Origin of the sequence: Nocardioides jejuensis (genome assembly GCF_004337475.1) — a bacterium.
Classification (GTDB): Bacteria; Actinomycetota; Actinomycetes; order Propionibacteriales; family Nocardioidaceae; genus Nocardioides; species Nocardioides jejuensis.
The window spans coordinates 13,547-36,254 of the sequence record NZ_SJZJ01000002.1 but is presented as its reverse complement, the minus strand read 5'-3'; the positions used below and the strand labels follow the sequence as shown (position 1 = coordinate 36,254).

At 70.7% G+C, this 22,708-nt stretch carries 32 protein-coding genes; 18 read left to right on the top strand and 14 right to left on the bottom strand.

What is annotated here, in order from left to right; genetic code table 11:
* The first annotated feature begins 36 nt into the window (after positions 1 to 36).
* Together EPD65_RS01600 and EPD65_RS01595 are read left to right on the top strand one after the other, a co-directional pair.
* The gene (locus EPD65_RS01600; RefSeq protein WP_131581303.1) at positions 37 to 1,635 is read left to right on the top strand and encodes an ABC-F family ATP-binding cassette domain-containing protein; all 1,599 of its coding nucleotides are present in this window, start codon (positions 37 to 39) and stop codon (positions 1,633 to 1,635) included.
* A gap of 33 nt (positions 1,636 to 1,668) precedes the next feature.
* On the top strand, positions 1,669 to 3,540 hold the full coding sequence (locus tag EPD65_RS01595) for an ABC transporter ATP-binding protein (protein WP_131581301.1): 1,872 nt from the start codon (positions 1,669 to 1,671) through the stop codon (positions 3,538 to 3,540).
* Here the strand turns inward: EPD65_RS01595 and EPD65_RS01590 are convergent.
* Positions 3,533 to 4,285, bottom strand: a complete 753-nt coding sequence (locus EPD65_RS01590) for an alpha/beta hydrolase family protein (protein ID WP_131581299.1) — start codon at positions 4,283 to 4,285, stop codon at positions 3,533 to 3,535. The two genes, EPD65_RS01595 and EPD65_RS01590, sit on opposite strands and share 8 nt — an antisense overlap.
* Positions 4,286 to 4,536: 251 nt before the next feature.
* Here EPD65_RS01590 and EPD65_RS01585 point away from each other — a divergent pair, with 251 nt between their 5' ends.
* The 3 genes from EPD65_RS01585 (at position 4,537) to EPD65_RS01575 (ending at position 7,282) form a co-directional block, all read left to right on the top strand.
* Entirely contained in the window at positions 4,537 to 5,433 is an 897-nt protein-coding gene (locus EPD65_RS01585; protein WP_131581297.1) for a hypothetical protein, read from the top strand.
* A 312-nt stretch (positions 5,434 to 5,745) separates the two neighbouring features.
* A complete protein-coding gene (locus EPD65_RS01580; protein ID WP_131581295.1) occupies positions 5,746 to 6,216 on the top strand; it encodes a hypothetical protein in 471 nt (156 codons plus the stop codon).
* A gap of 58 nt (positions 6,217 to 6,274) precedes the next feature.
* Positions 6,275 to 7,282 carry a hypothetical protein gene (locus EPD65_RS01575; RefSeq protein WP_131581293.1) on the top strand — a complete coding sequence of 336 codons (1,008 nt, stop codon included), beginning with the start codon at positions 6,275 to 6,277 and terminating at the stop codon, positions 7,280 to 7,282.
* A gap of 67 nt (positions 7,283 to 7,349) precedes the next feature.
* Here EPD65_RS01575 and EPD65_RS01570 read toward each other — a convergent pair whose 3' ends face one another.
* The gene (locus EPD65_RS01570; RefSeq protein WP_131581291.1) at positions 7,350 to 7,799 is read right to left on the bottom strand and encodes a hypothetical protein; all 450 of its coding nucleotides are present in this window, start codon (positions 7,797 to 7,799) and stop codon (positions 7,350 to 7,352) included.
* A gap of 213 nt (positions 7,800 to 8,012) precedes the next feature.
* On the opposite strand from EPD65_RS01570, the gene EPD65_RS01565 reads away from it, so the two are divergent.
* On the top strand, positions 8,013 to 8,327 hold the full coding sequence (locus EPD65_RS01565) for a hypothetical protein (protein WP_131581289.1): 315 nt from the start codon (positions 8,013 to 8,015) through the stop codon (positions 8,325 to 8,327).
* Between the two features lie 3 nt (positions 8,328 to 8,330).
* Here the strand turns inward: EPD65_RS01565 and EPD65_RS16630 are convergent, their stop codons facing one another.
* The 5 genes from EPD65_RS16630 to EPD65_RS01545 form a co-directional block, all read right to left on the bottom strand.
* Positions 8,331 to 8,465, bottom strand: a complete 135-nt coding sequence (locus tag EPD65_RS16630; RefSeq protein ID WP_279387546.1) for a hypothetical protein — start codon at positions 8,463 to 8,465, stop codon at positions 8,331 to 8,333.
* The gene (locus EPD65_RS01555) at positions 8,453 to 9,013 is read right to left on the bottom strand and encodes an RNA polymerase sigma factor (protein WP_165872845.1); all 561 of its coding nucleotides are present in this window, start codon (positions 9,011 to 9,013) and stop codon (positions 8,453 to 8,455) included. The genes EPD65_RS16630 and EPD65_RS01555 overlap by 13 nt, the downstream gene beginning before the upstream one ends.
* Complete coding sequence (locus tag EPD65_RS16140; protein ID WP_165872844.1) at positions 9,010 to 9,759, bottom strand: hypothetical protein; 750 nt, start codon at positions 9,757 to 9,759, stop codon at positions 9,010 to 9,012. Before EPD65_RS16140 ends, EPD65_RS01555 begins: the two co-directional genes overlap by 4 nt.
* A gap of 67 nt (positions 9,760 to 9,826) precedes the next feature.
* Positions 9,827 to 10,318: a hypothetical protein gene (locus EPD65_RS01550; protein ID WP_131581285.1), complete on the bottom strand. Its 492-nt coding sequence runs from the start codon at positions 10,316 to 10,318 to the stop codon at positions 9,827 to 9,829.
* Positions 10,318 to 10,956 (bottom strand): DUF6226 family protein, encoded by a 639-nt coding sequence (locus EPD65_RS01545; protein WP_131581283.1) that lies wholly within the window; start codon positions 10,954 to 10,956, stop codon positions 10,318 to 10,320. The genes EPD65_RS01550 and EPD65_RS01545 overlap by 1 nt, the downstream gene beginning before the upstream one ends.
* Positions 10,957 to 11,069: 113 nt before the next feature.
* On the opposite strand from EPD65_RS01545, the gene EPD65_RS16135 reads away from it, so the two are divergent.
* The 4 genes from EPD65_RS16135 to EPD65_RS01530 all read left to right on the top strand — a co-directional run bounded on the left by EPD65_RS16135 (position 11,070) and on the right by EPD65_RS01530 (position 13,152).
* Positions 11,070 to 11,246, top strand: coding sequence for a hypothetical protein (locus EPD65_RS16135; protein WP_165872843.1), 177 nt, complete (start codon positions 11,070 to 11,072; stop codon positions 11,244 to 11,246).
* A gap of 23 nt (positions 11,247 to 11,269) precedes the next feature.
* Entirely contained in the window at positions 11,270 to 11,776 is a 507-nt protein-coding gene (locus EPD65_RS01540; protein WP_131581281.1) for a hypothetical protein, read from the top strand.
* 78 nt (positions 11,777 to 11,854) lie between these two features.
* Positions 11,855 to 12,742 (top strand): DUF6159 family protein, encoded by an 888-nt coding sequence (locus EPD65_RS01535; protein WP_131581279.1) that lies wholly within the window; start codon positions 11,855 to 11,857, stop codon positions 12,740 to 12,742.
* 11 nt (positions 12,743 to 12,753) lie between these two features.
* The gene (locus tag EPD65_RS01530) at positions 12,754 to 13,152 is read left to right on the top strand and encodes a hypothetical protein (protein ID WP_131581277.1); all 399 of its coding nucleotides are present in this window, start codon (positions 12,754 to 12,756) and stop codon (positions 13,150 to 13,152) included.
* Positions 13,153 to 13,160: 8 nt separating this feature from the next.
* Here the strand turns inward: EPD65_RS01530 and EPD65_RS01525 are convergent, their stop codons facing one another.
* Together EPD65_RS01525 and EPD65_RS01520 are read right to left on the bottom strand one after the other, a co-directional pair.
* Entirely contained in the window at positions 13,161 to 13,484 is a 324-nt protein-coding gene (locus tag EPD65_RS01525; protein WP_131581275.1) for a YciI family protein, read from the bottom strand.
* A gap of 90 nt (positions 13,485 to 13,574) precedes the next feature.
* Entirely contained in the window at positions 13,575 to 13,991 is a 417-nt protein-coding gene (locus tag EPD65_RS01520) for a hypothetical protein (protein ID WP_131581273.1), read from the bottom strand.
* A gap of 38 nt (positions 13,992 to 14,029) precedes the next feature.
* On the opposite strand from EPD65_RS01520, the gene EPD65_RS01515 reads away from it, so the two are divergent.
* From EPD65_RS01515 to EPD65_RS01505, 3 genes are all read left to right on the top strand, one after another.
* Complete coding sequence (locus tag EPD65_RS01515) at positions 14,030 to 14,323, top strand: hypothetical protein (RefSeq protein ID WP_131581271.1); 294 nt, start codon at positions 14,030 to 14,032, stop codon at positions 14,321 to 14,323.
* 28 nt (positions 14,324 to 14,351) lie between these two features.
* The gene (locus EPD65_RS01510; RefSeq protein WP_131581269.1) at positions 14,352 to 15,092 is read left to right on the top strand and encodes an SDR family oxidoreductase; all 741 of its coding nucleotides are present in this window, start codon (positions 14,352 to 14,354) and stop codon (positions 15,090 to 15,092) included.
* Between the two features lie 370 nt (positions 15,093 to 15,462).
* Positions 15,463 to 16,221 carry an SDR family oxidoreductase gene (locus tag EPD65_RS01505; RefSeq protein ID WP_131581267.1) on the top strand — a complete coding sequence of 253 codons (759 nt, stop codon included), beginning with the start codon at positions 15,463 to 15,465 and terminating at the stop codon, positions 16,219 to 16,221.
* A gap of 2 nt (positions 16,222 to 16,223) precedes the next feature.
* Here the strand turns inward: EPD65_RS01505 and EPD65_RS01500 are convergent, their stop codons facing one another.
* Positions 16,224 to 17,021, bottom strand: coding sequence for an SURF1 family cytochrome oxidase biogenesis protein (locus EPD65_RS01500; RefSeq protein ID WP_131581266.1), 798 nt, complete (start codon positions 17,019 to 17,021; stop codon positions 16,224 to 16,226).
* A 32-nt stretch (positions 17,022 to 17,053) separates the two neighbouring features.
* Between EPD65_RS01500 and moaA the strand changes: the two genes are divergently transcribed.
* Positions 17,054 to 18,040, top strand: a complete 987-nt coding sequence (gene moaA / locus EPD65_RS01495) for a GTP 3',8-cyclase MoaA (RefSeq protein WP_207891375.1) — start codon at positions 17,054 to 17,056, stop codon at positions 18,038 to 18,040.
* 7 nt (positions 18,041 to 18,047) lie between these two features.
* Here the strand turns inward: moaA and EPD65_RS01490 are convergent, their stop codons facing one another.
* Together EPD65_RS01490 and EPD65_RS01485 are read right to left on the bottom strand one after the other, a co-directional pair.
* Positions 18,048 to 18,278, bottom strand: a complete 231-nt coding sequence (locus tag EPD65_RS01490) for a hypothetical protein (protein WP_131581596.1) — start codon at positions 18,276 to 18,278, stop codon at positions 18,048 to 18,050.
* Positions 18,279 to 18,310: 32 nt separating this feature from the next.
* The gene (locus tag EPD65_RS01485) at positions 18,311 to 18,580 is read right to left on the bottom strand and encodes a DUF3099 domain-containing protein (protein WP_131581264.1); all 270 of its coding nucleotides are present in this window, start codon (positions 18,578 to 18,580) and stop codon (positions 18,311 to 18,313) included.
* On the opposite strand from EPD65_RS01485, the gene EPD65_RS01480 reads away from it, so the two are divergent.
* Together EPD65_RS01480 and EPD65_RS01475 are read left to right on the top strand one after the other, a co-directional pair.
* On the top strand, positions 18,579 to 18,893 hold the full coding sequence (locus tag EPD65_RS01480; protein WP_243640383.1) for a dodecin: 315 nt from the start codon (positions 18,579 to 18,581) through the stop codon (positions 18,891 to 18,893). The two genes, EPD65_RS01485 and EPD65_RS01480, sit on opposite strands and share 2 nt — an antisense overlap.
* 7 nt (positions 18,894 to 18,900) lie before the next feature.
* A complete protein-coding gene (locus EPD65_RS01475) occupies positions 18,901 to 19,404 on the top strand; it encodes a SixA phosphatase family protein (protein WP_131581260.1) in 504 nt (167 codons plus the stop codon).
* A gap of 15 nt (positions 19,405 to 19,419) precedes the next feature.
* Here EPD65_RS01475 and serB read toward each other — a convergent pair whose 3' ends face one another.
* Both serB and EPD65_RS01465 read right to left on the bottom strand, forming a co-directional pair.
* A complete protein-coding gene (serB, locus tag EPD65_RS01470; protein WP_131581258.1) occupies positions 19,420 to 20,640 on the bottom strand; it encodes a phosphoserine phosphatase SerB in 1,221 nt (406 codons plus the stop codon).
* A 45-nt stretch (positions 20,641 to 20,685) separates the two neighbouring features.
* The gene (locus EPD65_RS01465) at positions 20,686 to 21,363 is read right to left on the bottom strand and encodes a hypothetical protein (protein WP_131581256.1); all 678 of its coding nucleotides are present in this window, start codon (positions 21,361 to 21,363) and stop codon (positions 20,686 to 20,688) included.
* Positions 21,364 to 21,399: 36 nt separating this feature from the next.
* On the opposite strand from EPD65_RS01465, the gene EPD65_RS01460 reads away from it, so the two are divergent.
* Complete coding sequence (locus EPD65_RS01460; protein ID WP_131581254.1) at positions 21,400 to 22,197, top strand: ABC transporter ATP-binding protein; 798 nt, start codon at positions 21,400 to 21,402, stop codon at positions 22,195 to 22,197.
* A 55-nt stretch (positions 22,198 to 22,252) separates the two neighbouring features.
* Entirely contained in the window at positions 22,253 to 22,708 is a 456-nt protein-coding gene (locus tag EPD65_RS01455; protein ID WP_131581252.1) for an NfeD family protein, read from the top strand.

Here is a 22,708-nt window from a genome sequence, read left to right as displayed (position 1 = left end):
AGTACCGAGCTTCCGCCCGTACACTAAGCGCCCGAGATGATCACTTGCCAGAACCTTGAAGTCCGTGCCGGATCGCGTCTGTTGATGGAGGGTGTCACCTTCCGCGTTGCGGCCGGTGACAAGGTGGGTCTGGTGGGCCGCAACGGCGCCGGCAAGACCACGCTCACCAAGATCCTTGCGGGCGACAACCCGCCTGCCGGGGGCACCGTCACCATCAGCGGCGAGCTCGGCTACCTGCCGCAGGACCCGCGTTCGGGCGACCCCGAGCAGATCGCCAGCGAGCGGATCCTGTCCGCCCGCGGCATCGACGACGTCGTACGCCGGCTGCGCCAGGCCGAGGTCGAGATGGCGTCCGAGGACCCCGAGGTCTCGGCCAAGGGCATGAAGCGCTGGTCCCGCGCGGACGACGAGATGCAGGCCGCGGGTGGCTACGCCGCGGAGTCCGAGGCCGCCACGATCGCGGCCAGCCTCGGCATCGAGGAGCGGATCCTCGGCCAGGAGCTCAAGACGCTCTCCGGCGGTCAGCGCCGTCGCATCGAGCTCGCCCGGATCCTCTTCTCCCAGGCGGAGACGCTGATCCTCGACGAGCCGACCAACCACCTCGACGCGGACTCGATCGTCTGGCTGCGCGGCTTCCTGCAGCAGTACAAGGGCGGCGTGATCCTGATCAGCCACGACACCGACCTGCTTGACGCGACGATCAACAAGGTCTTCCACCTCGACGCCAACCGCGCGGTGATCGACATCTACAACGTGGGCTGGCAGCCGTACCTCAAGCAGCGCCAGACCGACGAGGCCCGCCGCAAGCGCGAGCGCCTCAACGCGGAGAACAAGGTCAAGACGCTGACTGACCAGGCCAACCGGATGAAGGCCCGGGCCTCCGGCGCCTCGGCTGCACAGTCGATGCTCAAGCGTGCCGAGCGCATCTCCTCCGGCATCGAGGGCGAGCGCCAGTCCGACAAGGTCGCCGCGATCAAGTTCCCCTCGCCGCAGGCGTGTGGCAAGACGCCGCTCATGGCCGAGGACCTCTCCAAGTCGTACGGTGCGCTCGAGATCTTCACCTCCGTCGACCTCGCCATCGACAAGGGGTCGCGGGTCGTCATCCTGGGCCTCAACGGCGCCGGCAAGACGACGATGCTGCGCATGCTCGCCGGCGTCACCGAGCCTGACACGGGCCGCCTGATCCCGGGCCACGGCCTGAAGGTCGGCTACTTCGCCCAGGAGCACGAGACGCTCGACACGAGCAAGACCGTCCTGCAGAACATGCAGTACGCCGCTCCGCAGCTGACCGACTCCGAGGCGCGCTCGGTGCTCGGCTCGTTCCTCTTCTCCGGCGACGACGCGCACAAGCCGGCCGGCGTTCTCTCGGGTGGTGAGAAGACCCGCCTCGCGCTGGCCTCGCTGGTCGTCTCGTCGGCCAACGTCCTGCTCCTGGATGAGCCGACCAACAACCTGGACCCCGCCTCCCGCGAGGAAGTCCTGGCCGCCATCCGGCGTTACGAAGGCGCGATCGTCCTCGTCACCCACGACGAAGGCGCTGTCCACGCCCTCGAGCCGGACCGGGTGCTGCTGCTCCCCGACGGCGACGAGGACCTGTGGAGCGACGAGTACGCCGACCTGGTCTCGCTGGCCTGACCATCTGATCCGAGAAGTGCTGGAGGTGTCCGCATGAGCGGTATGCAGGGCATGGCCCCGATGATGCGGAACCTCCGCACCGACCGGTCGATCCTCGAGAAGAAGCTGGCGCGCGACACCCTGCGCCGGGTCCTCGGGTTTGCCCGACCCCACCGCGTGCTGATCGCATGGTTCCTGGTGCTGACCGTGATCGACGCGGGCCTCGTGGTCGTCTCGCCGTTGCTGGTGCAGCGGCTCGTCGACGACGGCGTCGCGAAGCATGACGGTGGGCTGATCACCACGATCGCCGTGGCGATGGCGGGGGTCGCGCTGCTGGATGCCGTCCTCACGGTGGCGGCCGGCCTGCTGAGCTCGCGGATCGGTGAGGGCCTGATCTTCGACCTGCGCACGCGGGTCTTCAGCCACGTGCAGCGCCAGTCGCTGGCGTTCTTCACGCGGACCCAGACGGGCGCGCTGGTCTCGCGCCTCAACAACGACGTGATGGGCGCGCAGCGCGCCTTCACCTCGACGCTGTCGTCGACGGTTGCCAACCTGATCAGCGTGGTCGTGGTCGGTGTCGCGATGCTCGCGCTGTCGTGGGAGGTCACGCTGCTGTGCCTCTGCCTGTTCCCGCTGCTGGTGCTCTCGTCGCGGATCGTCGGCGGCAAGCTCGCCGGTCTCGCCCGGATGCAGATGGACGGCAATGCCGACATGGGCAACGCGATGACCGAGCGCTTCAACGTCGGCGGCGCGATGCTGCTCAAGCTCTTCGGCCGCCGCGCTGACGAGGACACGCTCTTCGCGTCCAAGGCCGGCGTCGTCCGCGACCTCGGCATCCGGATCGCGCTGGTCACCCGGGTCTTCGGCGCCACGCTGATGCTGATCCCCGCACTCGCCACCGCCGTGGCCTACGGCGTCGGAGGTCACCTGGTCCTGTCCCACGCGCTCTCGGTCGGCACGCTGATCGCACTGGCCACGCTGCTGCTGCGCCTGCTCGGTCCGCTGCAGGGTCTGTCCAACGTCCGCGTCGACGTGATGACCGCACTGGTCTCCTTCGAGCGCGTCTTCGAGGTGCTGGACCTGGAGCCGGCGATCGCCGACGCACCCGATGCGGTCGAGCTGCCGCGGGACGCCTCGTCGATCACCTTCGACGGCGTCTCCTTCACCTATCCGAAGGCCGCGGACGTCTCGCTGGCATCGCTGGAGTCGGTGGCCCGCAAGGAGTCGCGCGACGTCCGCGAGGTGCTCCACGGGGTGACCTTCACGGTGGAGCCGGGACAGATGGTGGCCCTGGTCGGCCCCTCAGGCGCGGGCAAGACCACGCTCACGCACCTCGTCGCCCGGCTGTACGACGCGACGGCCGGCGCTGTCCGCGTGGGAGGGCTCGACGTACGCGAGGTGACGCTGGAGTCGCTCGAGGCGCAGGTCGGCTACGTCACGCAGGACGCGCACATGTTCCACGACACGATGCGGGCGAACCTGCTCTACGCGCGGCCGGACGCCTCCGAGCAGCAGGTGTGGGCGGCGCTCGAGGCGGCGCAGATCGCGCCGATGGTGCGGGCGCTGCCCGACGGTCTGGAGACCGTCGTGGGCGACCGCGGTTACCGGCTGTCCGGCGGCGAACGCCAGCGGCTCGCTATCGCGCGGCTGCTGCTGAAGGCGCCCGCGATCGTGATCCTCGACGAGGCGACCGCGCACCTGGACTCCGAGTCCGAGGTCGCCGTCCAGCGCGCCCTCGATGCCGCGCTCGAGGGGCGTACGTCGCTCGTCATCGCCCACCGGCTCTCGACCATCCGGCACGCCGACCAGATCCTCGTGGTCGAGGACGGCACGGTCGTGCAGACCGGCACGCACGACGCGCTGCTCGCCACGGGCGGGCTCTACGCGGAGCTGCACGCGACGCAGTTCGCGCGCGACCTCAGCTGAGGTACTGGTCGGCCCAGGCGCTGATGATCCGCCCGACACGCTTGCCCTGACCGCGGGCGGTGAGCAGGTGGTCGCTGCCCTCGAGGTCGATGAAGTTCCGCGGGTGGTGCGCGGCCCGGAAGATCTTCGCGGCGTTGTCGATCGCGACCGTCTCGTCGGTCGGGGAGTGCATCACCAGGAGCGGGCGCGTCAACGAACCGATGTCGCGGTTGAGGTCCTGCCCGCGGACATCCTCGACGAAGTGTCGGCGCACGGTGAGCGCGCGGCCGCCGACGAGCCACTCGGCCTCGCCGTCCTGGAGGACACGGTCGATGATCGCGTCGTACTGCTTCTCGACGTTGGCCGGGTCGTACGGCGCCCCGACCGTGACCACGGCGACCGCCGTTGTGCGGTGCGCGGCGGCGAGGACGGCGGCACCGCCGAACGAGTGTCCGACCAGGAGCTGGGGGCGCGTGCCGCGGGCGGCCATGAAGTCGCATGCCTCGACGACGTCGTTGACCTTGTGGGTGAACGACCCCGAGCCCCAGTCGCCCTCGGAGTCGCCGAGGCCGATCGCGTCGAAGCGGAGCATGCCGATGCCTTCGGCCGCGAGCTGCTTGCAGATCCGGGCGGCAGCGGGCGAGTCCTTGCCGAGCGTGAAGCCGTGGGAGAAGACGCCCCAGCCGCGGACCTTGCCCTCCGGTTCGTCGATGAGACCAGCCAGCATTTCGCCCGTCGAACTCGGGAACTGCACCTTCGTTGCCACGACACCAACCTAGGGCGCGAGGGGCCCCAGGTCGGGTGTGCGGGGCTCTCGTCCGGAAACTGGAAAGTAACCACGGTCCGCGGCGTTCACTGGGGGAGACCCGAGCCCGGCCGGGTGATCCTGTGCTCGGGTGTTGACACCGGGACGCACCCGAGGTTCGGCGGGCGGCTCTCGCGTGGCGCGGAGGGACCGGAGGAGGCTGCGAGAACCGTGTTGCGCAGGGCAACCGCGTTCGTTCATGGGGTGAATCCATGCTCAAGTCATTCCGCCGCCGCACGTCGGCGGCACTCCTGGCCGTCGTCTCGACGGTCGCGCTGGTGGGGCTCTCGGCAGCCCCCGCCAACGCCGCGTCGAGTGCGCGGCTCCTGATGAAGGGCGTGGGGTCCGTGTACTCCGACGCGCCCTACAACAACGTCGCCGTCGTACCCGGCGGGCCGGCGAAGCCGTTCGGCTTCAAGCTGGTCAACAACAGCGGCGCCGTCCAGCAGTACAAGGTCGAGACAGCCCCCGCGGCGGGAGCCACCGCCAAGCTCTACAAGGGCACGACGCTGCTCCCGAACACCTGGACCAGCGCGCCGGTCAACCCCGGAGCGTCGATCCTGCTGACGCTCAAGGTCTCGCTCCCCGGCAGCGCACCGCAGACCCAGTTCTACAACCAGGTCTCGGTCCGCGATGCCGCCACCGACGAGTTCCTCGCCTACAAGTACGCCGTCGCGAACACCGCGGCGCCAGCTACCCAGACCACGGCCCACACGGCCCTGCTGAAGACCGGCTCCCAAGCCAACGTCGGCGGCGCGACGAGCTACATGTACGAGAGCTCGAATGCGCTCAAGGTCGGCCAGAACGTCAACTTCACGCTCCGGCTCGCCAACAACTCGCAGCAGATCAGCGCCATCAACCTCACCGCTGACGGGGTCTACTGCGGCGTCGTCGCGACGTACAAGGTGGGGACGACGAACGTGACCGCCCTGGTCCAGGGCTCCGGCTACTCGACAGGCAACCTGCTGCCGGGCAAGTACAAGAACGTCACGGTCAACCTCAAGCGCGTTGGCGCGGACACCTGTGACGCGTACTACCAGGGCCTGCACGCGGTCGGTGTCGATGGCGACACCTACGTGTTCGCACACCTGCCGTTTGCCGCGCTCTGACCATCAGCCACGGCCCGGACGAACCTGGAGAGCCAGGACGTCCGGGCCGCGTCGCGCGGCCGGCGTAACGGCGTGGTGTCGACAACCGGCCGCGTCTCTCGCGCGTGATCTTCACGAGGTGTGAGGACGAGGAGCGGGGCGATGAGCGTGTACATCCGGGTTGTCGGGGCACTGGCTCCGTTGGTGGTCTTCCTGGCGGGCTGCGCGTCGGGTGGTGTGCCGCAGACGGAAGGCCCGCCGTCCGTGAGCCCCACGCCTCACTCTCAGCTGCCCTCGCCGACGGCGAGTGCGGATCAGGGGAGCGCCGGTCTGGTGTCCGACGGTTCCGGAGCAGTCAGCGCTGACCTCGTCCGCCTGGCACACGACGTCGTCGCCTACGTGGGTGGCACCAGGGATTCGGTGCCCCACACAGGCGAGATCGAGCTGCGCATCGGTGGTGCCCGCGTGGGCACCGCGACGTTGCCGACAGGCCCGAGCGGACCGCGCACACTGAACGCCGCGTGCCCGCACGGACAGTCGACCTACGCCGCGGCGGTCTGCCCGGTCGATCTCTTTGGCCCGATCAAGAACGCCCGGATCAACAACGTTGGCCTGACCTACGCCCCGGACGTCGCGCCGATCCTGTGCGCCCCGCCGCGTGAGGGACCGCCGCCGCGAGGCAGCGTGATCGTGCTACGGCCCGTCGAGGCGTGGAGGACGTGTGCCTCTGACTTCGAGCTCGTGCTCATGAGCGACGGCCACGGCCGAGTGACGGGCATCGACCTGACACTGTCGGAGCCTTGAGTCCGAGCCTGCCCGATATCCGCTCCCGAGCACCGCGGCGCGTGCGATGCTCGCGTCCGTGAAACCGCTGGCCGTGTTCGTGCGCGACGTCGTGGCTCCGACGCTGCGGAAGCACGGCTTTCGACGGAGTCACGGCACGTTCCGTGTGGTCACGGACAAGGGTGTCGCGGTGATCGAGGTGAGCGGCCGTGGCGGCATCGGCAGGCATGACCTCGACTTCGACGTCGGCGTCGGGTTCACCACACATGAGGATCGCGCGGTCTTCCCGAGCCTCGCAGGAGTCAGCGCCGAGAAGGTGCGGCTGGCGATCGGCTACAGCACGTGGCTCGACTGCGTTCGTGACCCGGGCCTGACAGCCCTCGACCTCAATGCGAAGTGGCGCTTCAACCTCGATGACGCTGCGCTGGAGAGCCTCTTCGTGGCGGTCCTCGATGCCGCAGCTACGGACCTGCTGCACCGGCTCGATTGCTGGCCGCTCGTGCCCGAGGACAGCCTGAGCCATCCGCCACGGTTTGCCTTCCCGGTCGAGCTCGAGTCGCGGTCTCGCTGGCGCACCGGCCCTGACGGCCAGCTGGACCTCCACTACGCGGCCAACTCGCCGGTCCAGCGGTGCCACGGCAGCATCGGGACGGAGTCGTTCGTCGTCGACCGCCTGTACGACGTGGAGCGGTCTGGTGTGCTGATCGCCGTCGACGCTCAGGCGCTCCGTCTGCTCGCCGGCGGAGCCTCACGGGCAGCGTGGGCTGAAGCCATCGGGCTGAAGCCGGTGCCCGAAGGCCCTGCGGGAGCCGTCCTGGGGGTCGGCGTGATGCCGGAGACGCTGAGGCTGGAGGTAGCGGGGTCCGACGCCACGCTGGTGATCGAAGTTGCTCCGGGACGGCGGGCGAGCCTGGCCCTCGGCGCGTTGCCGGCATCGCTCCAGAAGATGGTCGAGGGACACCGGTTCCTGCACGTCGTCCTGGTGGATGTCGACAGGGAGGGCCTGGAGGCTCTGACCTGGCGATCCAGGATGCGGCTCGCGACCGCGGGCAAGGTCTGGTGGGCTGCGGTCCGCGTCGGATCCTGATCGGCTGTCGTCGCGCGCTGGAACGGTTCCGCGAACGCGCAGACGGTTCAGCCCGGAGGTGAGGCCGTCACCGAGCTTCGTGCGGAGGCACGTACGCCGCCCGCGCTTCCTCGAAGGCTTCCGCAAGCTGTGCGGCCGTCAACTGTCGTCCGCCCGCGCCGAAGCCGGCCGGAAGTGATCGCCGGCGCTGGCCGGTCTGAAACCGGACGTGACCGCCGAACAGACGCTGCACAGGCCGGAAGTCGGAGCACTCGGCCCAGGGATGGATCTGCGTGCGAATGATCGTGGTGACAGCCAGGCCAGCGTCGCTGAGTTCCAGGGTCGGAGGGCGGAAGAACGCGACGACGGTGCCAGCCAGGCTTCGCATGGCAAGCAGTCCGAAGACGAATCCGAGGACCTGAACGACGGCGTGCGACTCGGTCAGCACGAACCAGGTCCAGAAGACGACGAGGCCGCTGTTGATGGCGAGCCATCGAGTCAGGTGTCCGCGGGTCATGGTGAGGACTGCGTTCGACATGCGAGTGATGCTCTTGTGGATTGGGCAATCGTGCAACCGGGACAGACGGGACGGTCTCGCTCCCGAAGCACCGGCCTAGCGAGAGTCGAAGGGAGGAGATCTGCCGTGGACCCGAGCCACGAATTCCGCGCCGCCGAGCCCCAGGCCTCCCTAGAGTCGCAGGCATGAACAACGACGCTCGCGCGGTCGCTCGCGGCATCCAGATGGCCCGTCGTGACTGAGCAGGCGCGGCCGATGGCGGCGAGGGTCGGACTTACCGCGCTCGGGCTCCTGGCGATGGGCCTGTGGTTGATGACGTCGCTGTTCCTCTTCGTCTTCCGCTGCGACGACACCTGCTCGGGGAACGTTGCGCAGTCAGGCCGCTGGCTCTACACCGGCCAGTTGCTGCTCACGCTGCCGTGCGTCGCGGCAGGCCTCGTCGGCCTGGTGCTGATGTTCGTCCGGTCCCGATGGTCACCGACGCCGTTCCTCGTGGCAGCGGCTGCTGGCGGGGTGATCTGGCTGAACTGGGTGCCCGGCAACGCGTGACGATCAGCGGCTGTGCTCGACCAGCTCCAGCTCGATGAACGCCGCGATCATCGCCCGGTACGTGGCCTCGACCACGTCGGGTGAGGTCGTCGTACGTGGGCATGGCGTGACCGTAGCCGTGGTGCTCAGAGAGCGCACTGCGGTTTCGGCACCTCAAGGGTGTCGGCCGAGGCGCTTGTCGGGGGCAGCAGGGCCACCAGGGCGTCGTGCCCGGCCAGGGCGCGTCGTGCACGCAGGAGCCGCATCCGCGCCGTCCCGGGGCGGAGCCCGAGCACCACGGCGGCCTCGGTCACCGGCAACTGCTCCCACTCCGTGAGGCGGATCAGCTCGCGGTCGATCTCGCGCAGCGAAGCGAGCGCCATGCGCACGGCTGCCGCCCGCGCACTGCCTTCCTCGGCGGAGCCCGACAGCGGGTCGTGCAGGCGGCTGCGCTCCACCTCGGCACGCGTACGCCGACCGGCCGCGCGTCCCTGCGCCAGCAGCAGCCGGCGCGCCGTGCCATAGAGCCACGCCCGCCGGAGGTGGGGCGCGGGCAGGTCGTTCAGCCGCTGCAGGGCGACCACGAACACGTCTCCGAGCAGATCGGCACCCGTCTGGCCGGCACGGCGCCAGAGGAAGGCGTGCAGCTCGTCGGCGTACGACCGGTAGAGCTCCTCGAGGTCGGAGCGGGTCGCACCCGTCGTCACTGGGCGCGTCCCATGCCGAGCTCCGGGGCGAGCCCGGGCATGCAGGTCTGGTTGCCGAAGAGGGCGGCGCGCGCGGCCCGCGGCTTGCCGTCTGCGACGGCCCTTTCGAGGTCGGGGAGCCAGGCGGCCTCCGACTGGTGAGCCATCTCCGGATCGGTGTCGGTGATGGCGGGCCACGTCCGCGCGGACCGGAGGACCGACGCCGCCTCCTCAACCCCAGTTGCGTCACCCGCGCGGAGCGCGACGGCCCAGTCGTTCGTCCACGCACACACGGCGTGGCCGGCGATCCACAGTCGCAGCGCACCCGTCGACACCACGGGACCTGAGTCATACGGGAAGTCGGCGGCCTCCCAGTCGAGGGCCTTCTGGCGCGTGGCTGCCGACGGGAAGCGGATGTCGCGGCTGATCTCGTCCAGCACCTGAGCGAAATCGGGGGCCGAGGGGTCGAGGCGCTCGCCCGGGCCGCCGAGCTCGACGTCTTCCGCGTCCACCGGGCCCTTGCCGGTGTGGGCGCTGAAGACCGCGGCCGTGGCCACCCCGGCAACGCCGATCGCCGAGGTCGCGACGAGAGCGGCGACGACCGTGCGCCAGGACCTGCGCGACCGGCTGGCGACGTGAGGAGTCGTGGCGATGCGCTCCCAGAGCGCGTCCTTCTCCATGTCCGTCAGGTCCGGCACAGCCGGTGAGGCGTCGTGCACGGTGTGGCCGATCGGCCGCCACGACGCGTCGTCGTACCTGCTCCGCATCTGTCCTCCTCGTGTGGATGGTTCCACCCATGGAGTGTCCGCGCGTCACATCCGCGCGGATCGTTCTCTAGCAGTCGTTCTCGGCCGCTGCCTGCTCGTCGGCGACGATGTCGAGATCCACCAGCCCGCCGGCGGCGAGCACGCGATACAACGCGCGGTGCGCGAGCCGGAGGCAGACCAGGCCGCCCGGGATCTCCAGCAGCAGCGCCGAGAGCAGCGCCTGGCGGTGGTCGTCCCCACGTGCGCTGGAGACGTCGAACCACGCGTCCGTGAAGAGCAGGGTCGCCGCGACGGCGAGCGCGATGATGATCGTGGGGCTGCGGCGGAACGCACACCAGCCGACCGAGGCCAGCGCTACCGCGAGACCGACGTCGAAGATGACCCAGGTGCCGCGGTAGTGATCCGTCGCGTAGTTCGCGGGCAGCGTGAGCGCCAGGTAGAGCGCCCACGGCACGAGGGCCACGCCGCCGGCGAGGTAGACCCAGGGAAGCGCACGAATCACCCAGCGCGGCAGCGGACGCGGCGTACGACGGAGCACGGTGCCAGTCTGCCGCGACATCACTGCTCGTCCAGCCAGCTCTGGCTGACGAACGCCTCGGCGTCGTCGGGAAGTGCCGGTGCAGAGCCGTCCGCGAGCAGCCGGCAGGTCTCCATCAGATCGTCGAACGGGGGAGCGTCGAGGCCCGAGGTGCCGCTCTGCCAGGTCGACCACCGGGCTTCCCACGTGGGGCCGGTGAGGATCACGACCGGGCCGCCGATCGCAGACCTGATCGCGTCGTCGACGGCCTCCAGGAGGTCGTCCGATCCGCAGTCGCAGGCATCGCATCCGCAGTCCGGCCAGGTCGCGAGCAGGTGCCCCGGATCGCCCAGCGCGACGTCGAGGAACGCGATCGGCCCGGCGTCATCCGTGGCCAGGACGGTGCGCAGAGCAAGGTGCAGCGGAGCCGTGCGGGCGCGTGAGGAGGAGACCCGTAGGAGGTCGCCGTCACGTGACACCGAGACGTCGGGCAGCCCCGCGAGCGCGGATGCCCAGGCCGCGGCGCGCGCGTGCACGACGGCGTACCGCTCGGGGTCCGTGACGCGCGAGTACTCGTCGTCCGCCGGCACGTCGCCGATCCGACGGGGTGATGGCCAGGACGGCATGCCGGCTTCGGCGTACTCCGCGAGCATCGTGCACTCGACGTCAGCCAGGTCCATGCCCGGAGCGTAGGACGCGGCGGGTGCTGCGTGCGCTGGATTTTCGACGACCCCGTCCGGCGCTCCCAGCCGGAAACGGGGACACGGCTGCCGCGTTCGGCAAGACTCACCACATGACCGAACGCCGCACCGCCGCGACCACAGCCGGGGCTGCCATCTCCGTCACGGGCAGGGTGCTCGCCCGGGCGCTACGCGTGTTGCTCGGCGTCTTCGGGGCGATGGAAGGCCGCGGCAACGCCGTCGCGCCGCCGCCCATGCCGACGCCGCGGCCCGAGAAGTACCGTCCGTGAGGCGGGGCATCTGGATTGCGGTCGTGGTGGCGCTGGCCGCCGGGCTGTCGTGGGGTGGCTGGACCTGGACCCATCCGACGGTCCTGCGTGATACCAGTGCGCTGGGGAACTTCGACTACGCACCCCAGCCGGTCAACGAGTCCTACTGGATGGGTGTGGCGGGCGCGATGCATGGCTCACGACAGACAGTCACTCTTCACGGCGTGAGGGCGCACTTCGCATCCAACACGGCGGCTGCCACGGCGACGTTCTGGGTCTGCCGCACCAGCGTCGCGGTGGGAGCTGGCAGCACTCGAGGCGGTGACCAACTGGGGCGCATGTGCAGCCGTCTCGATCCGGTCCATGACGAGCAGCGCCTGGTGCTCGCTGCAGAGACAGACCATGACCAGATCGTGATGAAGCTGGTGGCGTCGAAGCCCGGCACTGCTTACGTGGACCGGGTCGACTTCACCTACACACGGGATGCCCGCCACCTCTGGCAGCACGGAACGGACACCTCCGAGCAGGACTGGCGGATCACCGCCCGCTGACTGCAGGTAATCCCTGCGGCGCGCCGCCTGCACGGATAGCGTTGCCCGGTCGGACCCGCTGTCGCACCAGGAGCATCCATGACGATCGACAACCCCGGCATGCAGCCGCCCGCGTTGCCGCCCACGAAGGCGACGGGCCGCGAGATCCTCGCGGCCAGCTGGTCGATGCTCAAGGTCGACAAGCAGCTCCTCTGGATCCCGGTCATCTCCGCGATCGCGTCGCTGATCGCGGCCGTGATCCTCTTCGTGCCGGGGTTCCTCCTCGGCCGCAGCGTCGGCGGCACGGACGACATCGGTGGCTACCTCGGCGGCGCGCTGGCGGCGTTCGCAGCCTCGGTCGTCGCGATCTACTTCCAGGCCGCGCTGATCATCGGCGCCAACCAGCGTGCCGAGGGCGAGCAGCCGACGATCGGCGGCGTGCTGGCGGCCGCGTGGCGCCTGCGCGGTCCGATCCTCGGGTGGGCGTTGCTCACGACGACGGTCGGTCTCGCCATGCGCGCGCTCGAGGAGCGCCTCGGGTTCCTCGGCAAGTTCTTCGGATTCCTCGGTGGTCTGGCCTGGGCGATCGTGTCGTTCCTCGTGGTGCCCGTCGTCGTGGCCGAGGGCCTCGGTCCGGTAGCAGCCGTGAAGCGCTCGTCTCAGCTCCTGCGCGACACATGGGGGACCAGCCTGCGCACGACGCTCCGCTTCGGTCTGCTGCAGGTCCTCGTCTCCTTCGGCCTGACGGCGGCGTTCATCGTCGGCATCGTGATGGCCTTCTCCGGCTCGGTCGTGTTCACCACCGCTGGCGTGGTCCTGATCGTCGCGGCGGTCAGCGCGTTCATCGCCGTCGTCACCGTCTTCACCGCGATCTCGACGTACGCCCGCGCCGTCATCTACCGGTACGCCGCCGGCCTGGCGACCCCGGGTGTGCCGCAGGCCGCGCTGGCCGGCGCCTTCGCGCCGAAGAAGCGCCGCCGGGGTTGAGGTCGGCGACGATGCCGAAGCGGATCTGGATCCCCGGCCTGGTCATCGCCGGATTGATCGCAGCCTTCCTCGCGTTCCGCCCGGCCGCTCCGCTCCGGCTGGCCTTGCGTGAGTGGCACGTTGTGTCGATGACGGGCTTCGCGACGGACCCGCCTGGAGGCGCGTCGTTCCGCTTCGTGGGCGATGACATCCGCCTCGACGACACGGTCAACGAGATGAACTTCCGCATCGCGTGGGACGACAGCGGCTTCATCGTCCGTCGCATGCTCGTCTCCACGGACGTGGCGCAGCTGGGCGGCGGAAGCACGTTCGCCGACCTCTTCGAGGCTGGCGAGCACGTGGACGTGCACCTGGATCACGGCCGCCTCACGCTCGCGCGCGACGGGATGGCCGCGATCGCCCGCAGCTGACGTCCGCCTCAGAGGAACGGACGCACCTCGATCTTGCGGTGACATGCCTTCGACGCTTCCGTCGCCAGCGCGACGGCCTCGTCGTGCGAGTCAGCGGTGATGATCCAGAAACCCGCGAGGTACTCCTTCGACTCCACGAACGGACCGTCCGTGACGATCGGGGAGTCGCCGCGGTTGTCGATCACGCTGGCCGGTCCCGGCGCCCCGAGTCCGCCCGCGAAGACCCACTGGCCGGACTGCTGGAGCTTGGTGTTGAAGGCGTCGATCGCGGCGTCCTCGGTCGCGGTGGCGCGGCCGGCGCCGTCGTCGATGACGGAGATCAGGAACTGCATGGTGGTCCTCCTCGGTCGGGCCGTCCCCGATGGACAGCCTCCACCCACACCACGTCCGGCGGCACCCCGATCCGACAGGAGCGCCGAAAGTCAGCGGATCCGCTCGACCGACTCCACGTGCGGCATCGCGCCGAGCGCGACCTTCACGGCGTTCATCTCGACGACGTTGGACCCCGGCTCGCCGCGTACGACGATCCGGCCCTGCGCATCCGGGTGCGCCGACCCCACGCTCGGTACGTCGACCCACCGCTTCGTCAGCTGGTCGGGCAGCGACCGGGGCGCCGAGGCGTCGAGGGTCACCCGCAGCACCCAGGGTGCGTCGCCCTTCGTCGAGGCGGAGGGGTGCCCGCCGACGGGCGAGGAAGGCAGGTCGGTGGAGACACCACTCGCGCCGATGGCGACCACGACGGCACCGAGGAGGAGCGCGCCCCCGGCGACCCGGGAGCTCCACACGAAGACCAGGAGACCCGTCACCGCGACGACGGCGACGAGCAACCACGGGGACATGACGGGAATCATGCCGTCTGGCTGGCATGCTTCCGGTCATGCCGCGCCACACCGGGACGTTCCTGCTGGTCTCCCTCGCCCTCGTGGCGTTCGAAGCGCTCCTGATCCTGCAGGAGGCCGTCGGGCAGGGCTCGAACCACCTCGTGCTCTATGTCGTGATGCCGCTCGCGTTCTTCGCGACGGGCGTCGCGATGATCGTCTTCGCCGAGCGCCAGGAGGAGCCGAAGGACCGCGACACGGTGCGCGGTGCGTCCGTCGTGCCGTTCGGCTGCTTCATCGCCAGCGGCGCGATCGCGTTGTGGGTCGCCATGCTCACCTTCGTCCACCAGTGACCAACCGGCTGCCCGCTAGGTTGCGGTCATGACGACCGCACTCGTGACCGGTGCCAGCAGCGGCATCGGTGCTGCCACCGCCCGCCGCCTCGCCGCCGATGGCCTGGACGTCGTGGTCGCGGCGCGCCGCCTCGACCGGCTCGAGGCGCTCGCGGAGGAGATCGGTGCCCGGGCCGTTGCGCTCGACGTCACCGACGACGCCTCGGTGGCGGCTCTGGCCGAGGCCGTCGGGGACCTCGATGTCCTCGTCAACAACGCCGGAGGCGCCGTCGGGCTCGACTCCGTCGCGGGCGGCAGCACCGACGACTGGCAGCGGATGTACGACGTCAACGTCCTCGGCACCCTGCGCGTCACGCAGGCGCTGCTCCCGGCGCTGCGCCGTCGGCCGCACGCGACGATCGTCAACCTGACCTCGACGGCCGGGCACATCAACTACGAGGGCGGCGGTGGCTACAGCGCCGCCAAGCACGCGCAGGCCGCCATGACCGAGACGCTCCGCCTCGAGCTCAACGGCGAACCGATCCGCGTCGTCGAGATCGCGCCCGGCATGGTGCAGACCGAGGAGTTCTCGCTCAACCGCTTCGGCGGCGACAGTGCCCGCGCCGACAGCGTGTACGCCGACGTGGACCGGCCGCTCGTCGCGGACGACGTCGCGGCGTGCATCGCCTTCGCGGTGCAGCTGCCGCCCCACGTCAACATCGACCGGCTCGTCGTACGACCGCTGGCGCAGGCCGCGCAGCACAAGACGTTCCGCGGGCAGCTCTTCTAGTCGCCGATCCGCACCTCGGGGCAGCCCGCGCAGGCGTACTCCCTGACGACCATCGCGTCCTCGAAGTCGACGGCCGCCAGGTGCCACTCGTGTTCGTGCTCGCCCATCAGGCACCTCCGTCGTTCCATGTAACCGTCCCGGGTCGGCCGACTCCCGGCGACGCGCCGTCCTTCTTTCGACGTGCGGGGCGCCGTCGAGGGCGTGTCTGACAAACCCTGCGCCTGCTACGCGTCGCCCTGCACGTGCCCTGGCTGCGTTGTCGTCAGTCGCCGTGGCTCCGCCACGGCTCCCTCCTCCGCCTTGCCAGCCCACGCACCGGACACCGCTCGCGACGGAGACGGTTTGTCAGACACGCCCTAGGCTCCTTGCCATGGATCTCCAGCTCGCCGACCGCGTCTTCATCGTCACCGGGGGAGCCCGCGGCCTGGGCCGCGCCACCGCTGACCAGCTCGTCGCCGAGGGCGCGCGGGTCGTGCTCAGCGGCCGCAGCCGGGAGAGCCTCGACCACGCGGTCGCCGAGCTCGGCGAGGAGAACGCCGTCGGCGTCGTCGCTGACAACGCCGATCCGAAGGTGCCCGGACTGCTGGTGCGGACCGCCCTGGACACGTTCGGCCGGCTCGACGGCGCGCTCGTGAGTGTCGGCGGCCCTGCGCCGGGCACCGTCGCGAGCAGCACCGACGAGCAGTGGACCAACGCGTTCCACAGCGTGTTCCTCGGCGCCGTGCGCCTGGGGCGCGAGCTCGCGGCGGCCCTGCCCGCCTGCGGAGCGATCGCGTTCGTGCTGAGCAGCTCGGTGAAGTCGCCGATCACCGGCCTCACCATCAGCAACGGCCTGCGCCCCGGTCTGGCGATGGTGGCCAAGAACCTCGCTGACGAGGTCGGCCCGCGCGGCATCCGGGTCAACGGCCTGCTGCCGGGCCGGATCGCGACCGACCGGCTCAAGGAGCTCGACGCGCTCGGCGGCGACCCCGAGGCGGCGCGTGCGCGGGCGACCGCGACGATCCCGCTCGGGCGCTACGGCGAGCCCGAGGAGTTCGGCCGCGCGGCGGCCTTCCTGCTCAGCCCTGCGGCGTCGTACCTGACCGGCGTCATGCTCCCCGTCGACGGCGGAGCGCTGCGCTCACTCTGAGCTCACTTCGAGCGGTCGGAACGCTTCGAGACCCGCTGGTCGCGGGGGAGCCGGCGGCCGGTGAGCATCGCCCACTCGTCGAACGCCAGGTAGCCGAAGCCGAAGACGGCGAGGATGCCGAAGAACCACCACTGCAGGCCGTAGAAGAAGTGCGGTCCGTTGCCGAGGTCGGGGAGGTCACCCGGACGCAGCGTCGGCTTCGCGGTCGCGGCGGGGGACTCGGAATCCAGCTGCAGCCAACCCCGGAACGCCGTCAGCCCGGTGGCCTTGTCGTAGGTCTGGCTCGAGATCGCCCGGGTCGAGAGCACCCCGTCCGCCGTGTCGACGGCGTTGGACTCGGTCGCGTCCGCGCGGGCCCAGCCGGTCACGATGACCTGCCCCGTGGGCGGCGCCGGTACGGCAGCGGCCGGCGCGGTGGCCTTCTCCGTCTGCAGCCAGCCGCGGTCGACGAGGAGCACCGTGCCGGTGGAAGTGGTGAGGGGTACGACGACCTCGACACCTCCGTTGCCCTCGAAGGTCCGGTAGCGGATCTGCAACGTGTGGGCGGCGTCGTACGTGCCGGTGGCGGTGACGCGCTTCCACTCCGACGAGGCGGGGAGATCCGTGTCGGTCGAGTACACCTCGCGCAACGAGGCGGGCGTGCCGTGGAGGTTGGTCTCCGTGACGGCGTTGCGCTCCTTGCGGTCCTCGAGGCGGTGGAACTGCCACTCGCCCAGCCACCAGGCGAAGTAGGCGAGAAGGGCGACGACCAGGGCGAAGGAGATCCATCGGCGACTGATCAGGAACGACAGCGAACGCACGGCCGAAGGGTAGCGGGACCTACCATGGAGCCATGCAGCTGCTCCAGGACCGCTTCGGCCGTGTGGCCACGGACCTGCGCGTCTCGTTGACCGATCGCTGCAACCTCCGCTGCTCGTACTGCATGCCGGCCGAGGGGCTCGACTGGGCGCCCGACGAGACGCAGCTGACCGATGACGAGGTCGTGCACCTGGTCCGGATCGGTGTCGAGCAGCTCGGGATCCGCGAGGTCCGCTTCACCGGCGGCGAGCCGCTGGTGCGCCGCGGCCTGGTCGACATCGTGCGACGCAGCGCCGCGTTCGGACCTGAGGTGAGCCTGACCACCAACGGCCTCGGGCTGGCCCGCACGGCGCAGACGCTGGCCGACGCCGGCCTGAGCCGGGTCAACGTCAGCCTCGACACGATCCGGCCGGAGACGTTCGCGACGATCACCCGCCGCGACCGCTTCCACGACGTCGTGGCGGGCCTCAAGGCGGCTGCGGATGCAGGGCTCGGACCGGTGAAGGTCAACGCGGTCCTGCTGCGCGGTGTCAACGACGACCAGGCTCCCGAGCTGCTCGACTGGTGCCTCGCGCGCGGCTACGCGCTCCGCTTCATCGAGCAGATGCCGCTGGACGCACAGCACGGCTGGCAGCGCGACGAGATGGTGACGGCCGACGAGATCCTGGCCAGCCTGCAGGCGTCGTTCCGGCTCGACCCGGCCAGCGAGCCGCGGGGCAGCGCTCCCGCCGAGCTCTGGACGGTCGACGGCGGCCCGGGCACGGTCGGCGTCATCGCCAGCGTCACGCGCCCGTTCTGCGGTGACTGCGACCGGGTGCGCCTGACCGCGGACGGCCAGATCCGCAACTGCCTCTTCGCCCGCGAGGAATCCGACCTCCGTACGCCGCTGCGCGCAGGCGCGTCCGACGAGGAGATCGCCGGGCGCTGGGTGGCGGCACTGCGCGGCAAGCGCGCGGGCCACGGCATCGACGACCCGACGTTCCTCCAACCGGACCGGCCGATGAGCGCGATCGGCGGCTGACGCCGGATCAGGCCTGCGGGCCCTCGTCGGGGACGAAGTCGGCGATCGCCTCGGTCTCGCGCAGGAAGTTGCGCGCCGTGAGGAAGTCGGTGAGCGACGCCAGGTGCTCGGCGCACGCCAGCCACGCCTTGCGGCGGTCGGAGGTGTGGATCTTCGGGTTGTTCCAGCGGAGCGCCCAGACGGCGTCGGCGGTGCAGCCCTTGGACGAGCAGGTCAGCGCAGGGTCGTGTGTGTCCATGAGGCGGCAAGTATCCCAGTGAATCCCGGCGCTCACGGCTCGAGGATGTGGCGCGAGTCCATCACGGTCGCAAGGGGAGCGTCGTCGCGCCGGTTGACGGCGTTCGCCATCACCACCGCGACGTACGGCAGGAAGACGGCGCCCACGAGGAAGACCCACATCGCCCACGTGTCGCGGAAGACGACCGCGAGGATGAAGCAGACCGTCCGGATCGTCATCGCGATGACATAGCGACGCATCCGGCCCTTCATCTCGTCCGCTGGCGAGATCGGCGCCGAGGTGATCCTGACCGGTTCGGACATGCCTCCAGCCTACGTCGCAGCCCACGTCGATAGGCTGGCCGGGTCGACGGTCGACCGGCCGTTCGTGATGTCCAGCACCGACCCGTGGGAGGCCACCATGTCCAGCCGCACGTACCGCATCTCCGAGCTCGTCGGCACGTCCCCGGACGGCATCGACCAGGCCATCCGCAACGGCGTCGAGCGCGCCAGCAAGACGCTGCGCCACGTCGACTGGTTCGAGGTCACCCAGGTCCGTGGTCACGTCATCGACGGCGTGGTCGACCACTTCCAGGTCTCGCTCAAGATCGGCTTCCGTCTCGAAGACGACGAGTGACCCGCTCGTGAAGCGCACGCTGGTCCTGGTCCGTCACGCCGAAGCCGCGAGTTGGGCGCCGTCCGACGTCGAGCGCGAGCTCACGCCGGCCGGGACGGAGATGGCCGGCGTGCTCGGCGGGTGGCTGCGCGACCAGGGCGTCGTGCCCGACACCGCGCTGGTCTCCGGGGCCACCCGCACCCGCCAGACCTGGGCGGCGCTCGCGGCCGCCGCAGGCTGGCAACTGGCTCCGACGTACGACGACGGGCTGTACGCCGCGGGGCCGGACACCGCCCTCGACCTGATCCGGTTCGCGGATCCCGACGCAGCCACGCTGCTCGTGCTCGGGCACAACCCGACGATCCACTTCCTCGCCCAGGTGCTGTCCGACGGCACCGGCGACCCGACGCTCACCGAGTCGCTGATGATCGGCTTCCCGCCGGCCTCGGTCGCCGTGCTCGAGTTCGACGTCGAGTGGGCGCGGGTCACCGAGGGCTACGGCCTGCTGACGGCGGTCCGGCCCGGCCGCTGACCGTTCGCGGCCAGCTCAGACGAGCGGCTCGGGCGTCACGAAGCCCGCTGCCGCGTCCGCGGCGACGATCTCCTCGCGGCTGATGCCGAGGAGATACATGATCGTGTCGAGGTACGGCACGTTGACCGCCGTGTCGGCGGCCGCCTGCACGACCGGCTTGGCGTTGTAGGCGATGCCCAGGCCGGCGGCGTTCAGCATGTCGAGGTCGTTGGCGCCGTCACCGATCGCGATGACGGACTTCTCGTCGATGCCGAGCTCGGCGGCGAACTCGCGGAGCGAGGAGGCCTTGGCGGCCCGGTCCACGACCGCGCCGATGACGCGACCGGTCAGCTTGCCGTCGACGATCTCGAGGTCGTTGGCGCGGGCGAAGTCGAAACCGAGGTCGGCGGCGATCCGGTCCGTGACGGCCGAGAACCCGCCGGAGACCATCGCGAAGCGGTAACCCAGGCGCTTGAGCGTGCGGACCATGGTGCGCGCGCCGGGGTTGAGCTGGACCTCGTCGTAGACCTTGTCGAGGGCGGAGGCGTCGAGGCCCTCGAGGAGGGCGACGCGCTCGCGGAGCGACTGCTCGAAGTCGAGCTCGCCGCGCATCGCGGCCTCGGTGACCCGGGCGACCTCGGCCTCGCAGCCCGCGTGGGCAGCGAGCATCTCGATGACCTCGCCCTGCACGAGCGTCGAGTCGACGTCCATGACGATCAGCCGGGCGCCACGGCGGAGCAGCGACGCCTCCTGCACGGCGACGTCGACGCCACGCTTGCGCGACTCCTTGACCAGCTCGGTGCGCAGCACGTCGGTGGGCACACCGGAGACCTGCAGCTCGATCGCGGTGACGGGGTAGCGCGCCATCCGCTGGATCCGGTCGATGTTCGCGCCGAGGTCGGCGATCCGGCCGGAGATACCGGCGACGGCCGATGCCTTCAGCGGTCCGCCGATCAACGTCACCAGGCTGCGGCCGTCCGCACGCGAGGCGTTGTCGCCCGTGCCGCGCTCGATGGAGAGCAGCATGCCGAGGTCGGCAGCCGTGGTCTCCAGCGAGGCCCGCAGCTTGCGCGCGTCGCGCGGCGCCGTCACGAGTACGCCGAGGACGAGACGTCCGCGGAGCACGATCTGCTCGAGGTCCACGACCTCCACACCCGCAGCCGCAAGTGCCTCGAAGACGGTCGACGTCACGCCCGGGCGGTCGTCGCCGGTGAGCGTGATCAGCAGGGTGTCGGCAGCAGTGGTGGCATCAGTCATGACGGCGGAAGGTTATCGCTCCGCTGCGCCGGGGAGGTGCCGCGATCAGCGGGCGGGCGGCCACACGCTGGGCGAACACGCGGCGACCAGGGCCCGTCGCGCGGCGGCTGCGAGCGGACGCAGCTCGTCGAGCTCGGCCAGCATCGTCAGCCCGAACGCCTGGAGTCCGCGGGCCGCGAGGTCGACGCACGCGGCCGGCGTACCGGGTGGGGCGTCGAGGGGGTCACGCCGGCGCAGGTCCATGAGGGCGTCCGCGAGGTCGGGATGGTCGTGGCCGAGGTTGCGACCGTCGAATGCGTGGGCGGTCTGGGCGAGCGCGAGCCGGAGCCCGCGGTCGGCCTCGCCCAGGTCGGGCAGCTGGCGCCGGTCGGCGGGCAGGAGGGTCCAGGTCACGCCGTGGCCGGCACGGTGCGGGACGAGGCCGACTCCGGCGCCGTCGAGGACGACTGCCTCGCGCGCGTCGACCGCGGCGCGGTTGAAGGCCGCGGGACCACCCAGTCCGAGGGGGTCGCCGTCATCGGGCAGCGCGAGCCCGGCTGCGGTCGCGCCGAGATCCCGCAACGCGGCGAAGGCGAAGATCGGGCCGACCGGCTCGTCGTACCCGGGCAGGCCGAGGAACTGGTGGAAGCCGTCGAGGGCGTCGACCGCGTCGTCGAGCGAGCAGTCGCCGCGCCGCCAGGCGCTCCACCACCACGAGAACACGGCGGCGTCGGAGAGGGTCACGTCGGACGAGGGTAGGCGCTGTATAGGGTCGACCACATGTCCGCCGTGATCGAGTTCGCCGATGTGACCGTCCGCCGGGGCCAGGCCCTGCTGCTGGACGCCGTGAACTGGACCGTCCGGGAGGGCGAACGCTGGGTCGTCCTCGGCCCCAACGGAGCCGGCAAGACCACGCTCATGGCGGTGGCGTCGGCGCAGATGCACCCGACGTCCGGCGTCGCGGGCATCCTCGGCGAGGTCCTGGGCGCGGTCGACGTCTTCGACCTGCGTCCGCGCATCGGCCTGACCAGCGCTGTCCTCGCGGAGCGGATCCCGCGCGACGAGATCGTGCGCGACCTCGTCGTCTCCGCGGCGTACGGCGTCGTGGGTCGCTGGCGCGAGGAGTACGACGACCTCGACCACGCGCAGGCGGAGGCGCTGCTCAGCGAGCTCGGGTGCAACGGCTTCGCAGACCGCACCTTCGGCACGCTCAGCGAGGGCGAGCGCAAGCGGGTCCAGATCGCCCGTGCGCTGATGACCGACCCCGAGCTGCTGCTCCTCGACGAGCCGGCCGCCGGTCTCGACCTCGGCGGCCGTGAGGATCTGGTCTCCACCCTCGCCGTCCTGGCGTACGACGAGTCGTCGCCCGCCACGGTCCTCGTCAGCCACCACGTCGAGGAGATCCCGCCGGGCTTCACCCACGCGCTGGTGCTCAAGGCAGGCAAGGTCATGGCGGCCGGCCCGATCGAGCACGTGCTGACCGACAGCGTCCTGTCGGCGACGTTCGGGATGCCGCTCCTGGTGACCCACGAGGACGACCGCTGGCAGGCGCGTCGCGCGCACCGTCACGTCGGCTGACCGGGGCTGGGGAAACAGCTCACGGTTGGTTGGCATTTCCCGCTAGATTCGCACCATGGAATGGATCCGGGGCCACGCCTGGGAGGCCTGGGTGGGGCTGGCCTTCGTGCTGGCCGCCCTCGAGCTCGCCAGTCTGGACTTCGTGCTGCTGATGCTGGCCGGTGGTGCCCTCGCGGGCGCTGTGGCTGCTGCGTTCGGCGCCGGCTGGGTGCTGCAGGTGATCATCGCCGGCATCGCCGCGGTGGCCGCGCTCGGGCTCGTTCGCCCCGCGCTGCTGCACCGCCTGCACCGCTCGCCCGGCACGGCGCTGGGCATCCAGCGCTACGTCGGCATGCGGGCGGTCGTGACCACGCGCATCGCGGGCCACGAGCCCGGTGCCGTGCGGCTCGACGGCGAGACGTGGACCGCCACGGCGGCCGACGGTGTGGCACTCGAGCCGGGCCGGTCGGTCGACGTGATCGAGATCCGGGGTGCGACAGCCGTCGTGCGCCCGTCAGTTGAGGGGGAGTGA

What these genes read in the sequence shown, in the direction of transcription:
- EPD65_RS01600 (WP_131581303.1), top strand. Translation starts at nt 37, where the DNA reads ATGATCACTTGCCAGAACCTTGAAGTCCGTGCCGGATCGCGTCTGTTG.
- EPD65_RS01595 (WP_131581301.1), top strand. Translation starts at nt 1,669, where the DNA reads ATGAGCGGTATGCAGGGCATGGCCCCGATGATGCGGAACCTCCGCACC.
- EPD65_RS01585 (WP_131581297.1), top strand. Translation starts at nt 4,537, where the DNA reads ATGCTCAAGTCATTCCGCCGCCGCACGTCGGCGGCACTCCTGGCCGTC.
- EPD65_RS01570 (WP_131581291.1), bottom strand. Translation starts at nt 7,799, where the DNA reads ATGTCGAACGCAGTCCTCACCATGACCCGCGGACACCTGACTCGATGG.
- EPD65_RS16140 (WP_165872844.1), bottom strand. Translation starts at nt 9,759, where the DNA reads ATGCGGAGCAGGTACGACGACGCGTCGTGGCGGCCGATCGGCCACACC.
- EPD65_RS01550 (WP_131581285.1), bottom strand. Translation starts at nt 10,318, where the DNA reads ATGTCGCGGCAGACTGGCACCGTGCTCCGTCGTACGCCGCGTCCGCTG.
- EPD65_RS01545 (WP_131581283.1), bottom strand. Translation starts at nt 10,956, where the DNA reads ATGGACCTGGCTGACGTCGAGTGCACGATGCTCGCGGAGTACGCCGAA.
- EPD65_RS16135 (WP_165872843.1), top strand. Translation starts at nt 11,070, where the DNA reads ATGACCGAACGCCGCACCGCCGCGACCACAGCCGGGGCTGCCATCTCC.
- EPD65_RS01535 (WP_131581279.1), top strand. Translation starts at nt 11,855, where the DNA reads ATGACGATCGACAACCCCGGCATGCAGCCGCCCGCGTTGCCGCCCACG.
- EPD65_RS01530 (WP_131581277.1), top strand. Translation starts at nt 12,754, where the DNA reads ATGCCGAAGCGGATCTGGATCCCCGGCCTGGTCATCGCCGGATTGATC.
- EPD65_RS01525 (WP_131581275.1), bottom strand. Translation starts at nt 13,484, where the DNA reads ATGCAGTTCCTGATCTCCGTCATCGACGACGGCGCCGGCCGCGCCACC.
- EPD65_RS01520 (WP_131581273.1), bottom strand. Translation starts at nt 13,991, where the DNA reads ATGTCCCCGTGGTTGCTCGTCGCCGTCGTCGCGGTGACGGGTCTCCTG.
- EPD65_RS01515 (WP_131581271.1), top strand. Translation starts at nt 14,030, where the DNA reads ATGCCGCGCCACACCGGGACGTTCCTGCTGGTCTCCCTCGCCCTCGTG.
- EPD65_RS01510 (WP_131581269.1), top strand. Translation starts at nt 14,352, where the DNA reads ATGACGACCGCACTCGTGACCGGTGCCAGCAGCGGCATCGGTGCTGCC.
- EPD65_RS01505 (WP_131581267.1), top strand. Translation starts at nt 15,463, where the DNA reads ATGGATCTCCAGCTCGCCGACCGCGTCTTCATCGTCACCGGGGGAGCC.
- moaA (WP_207891375.1), top strand. Translation starts at nt 17,054, where the DNA reads ATGCAGCTGCTCCAGGACCGCTTCGGCCGTGTGGCCACGGACCTGCGC.
- EPD65_RS01490 (WP_131581596.1), bottom strand. Translation starts at nt 18,278, where the DNA reads ATGGACACACACGACCCTGCGCTGACCTGCTCGTCCAAGGGCTGCACC.
- EPD65_RS01480 (WP_243640383.1), top strand. Translation starts at nt 18,579, where the DNA reads ATGCCTCCAGCCTACGTCGCAGCCCACGTCGATAGGCTGGCCGGGTCG.
- EPD65_RS01485 (WP_131581264.1), bottom strand. Translation starts at nt 18,580, where the DNA reads ATGTCCGAACCGGTCAGGATCACCTCGGCGCCGATCTCGCCAGCGGAC.
- serB (WP_131581258.1), bottom strand. Translation starts at nt 20,640, where the DNA reads ATGACTGATGCCACCACTGCTGCCGACACCCTGCTGATCACGCTCACC.
- EPD65_RS01460 (WP_131581254.1), top strand. Translation starts at nt 21,400, where the DNA reads ATGTCCGCCGTGATCGAGTTCGCCGATGTGACCGTCCGCCGGGGCCAG.
- EPD65_RS01455 (WP_131581252.1), top strand. Translation starts at nt 22,253, where the DNA reads ATGGAATGGATCCGGGGCCACGCCTGGGAGGCCTGGGTGGGGCTGGCC.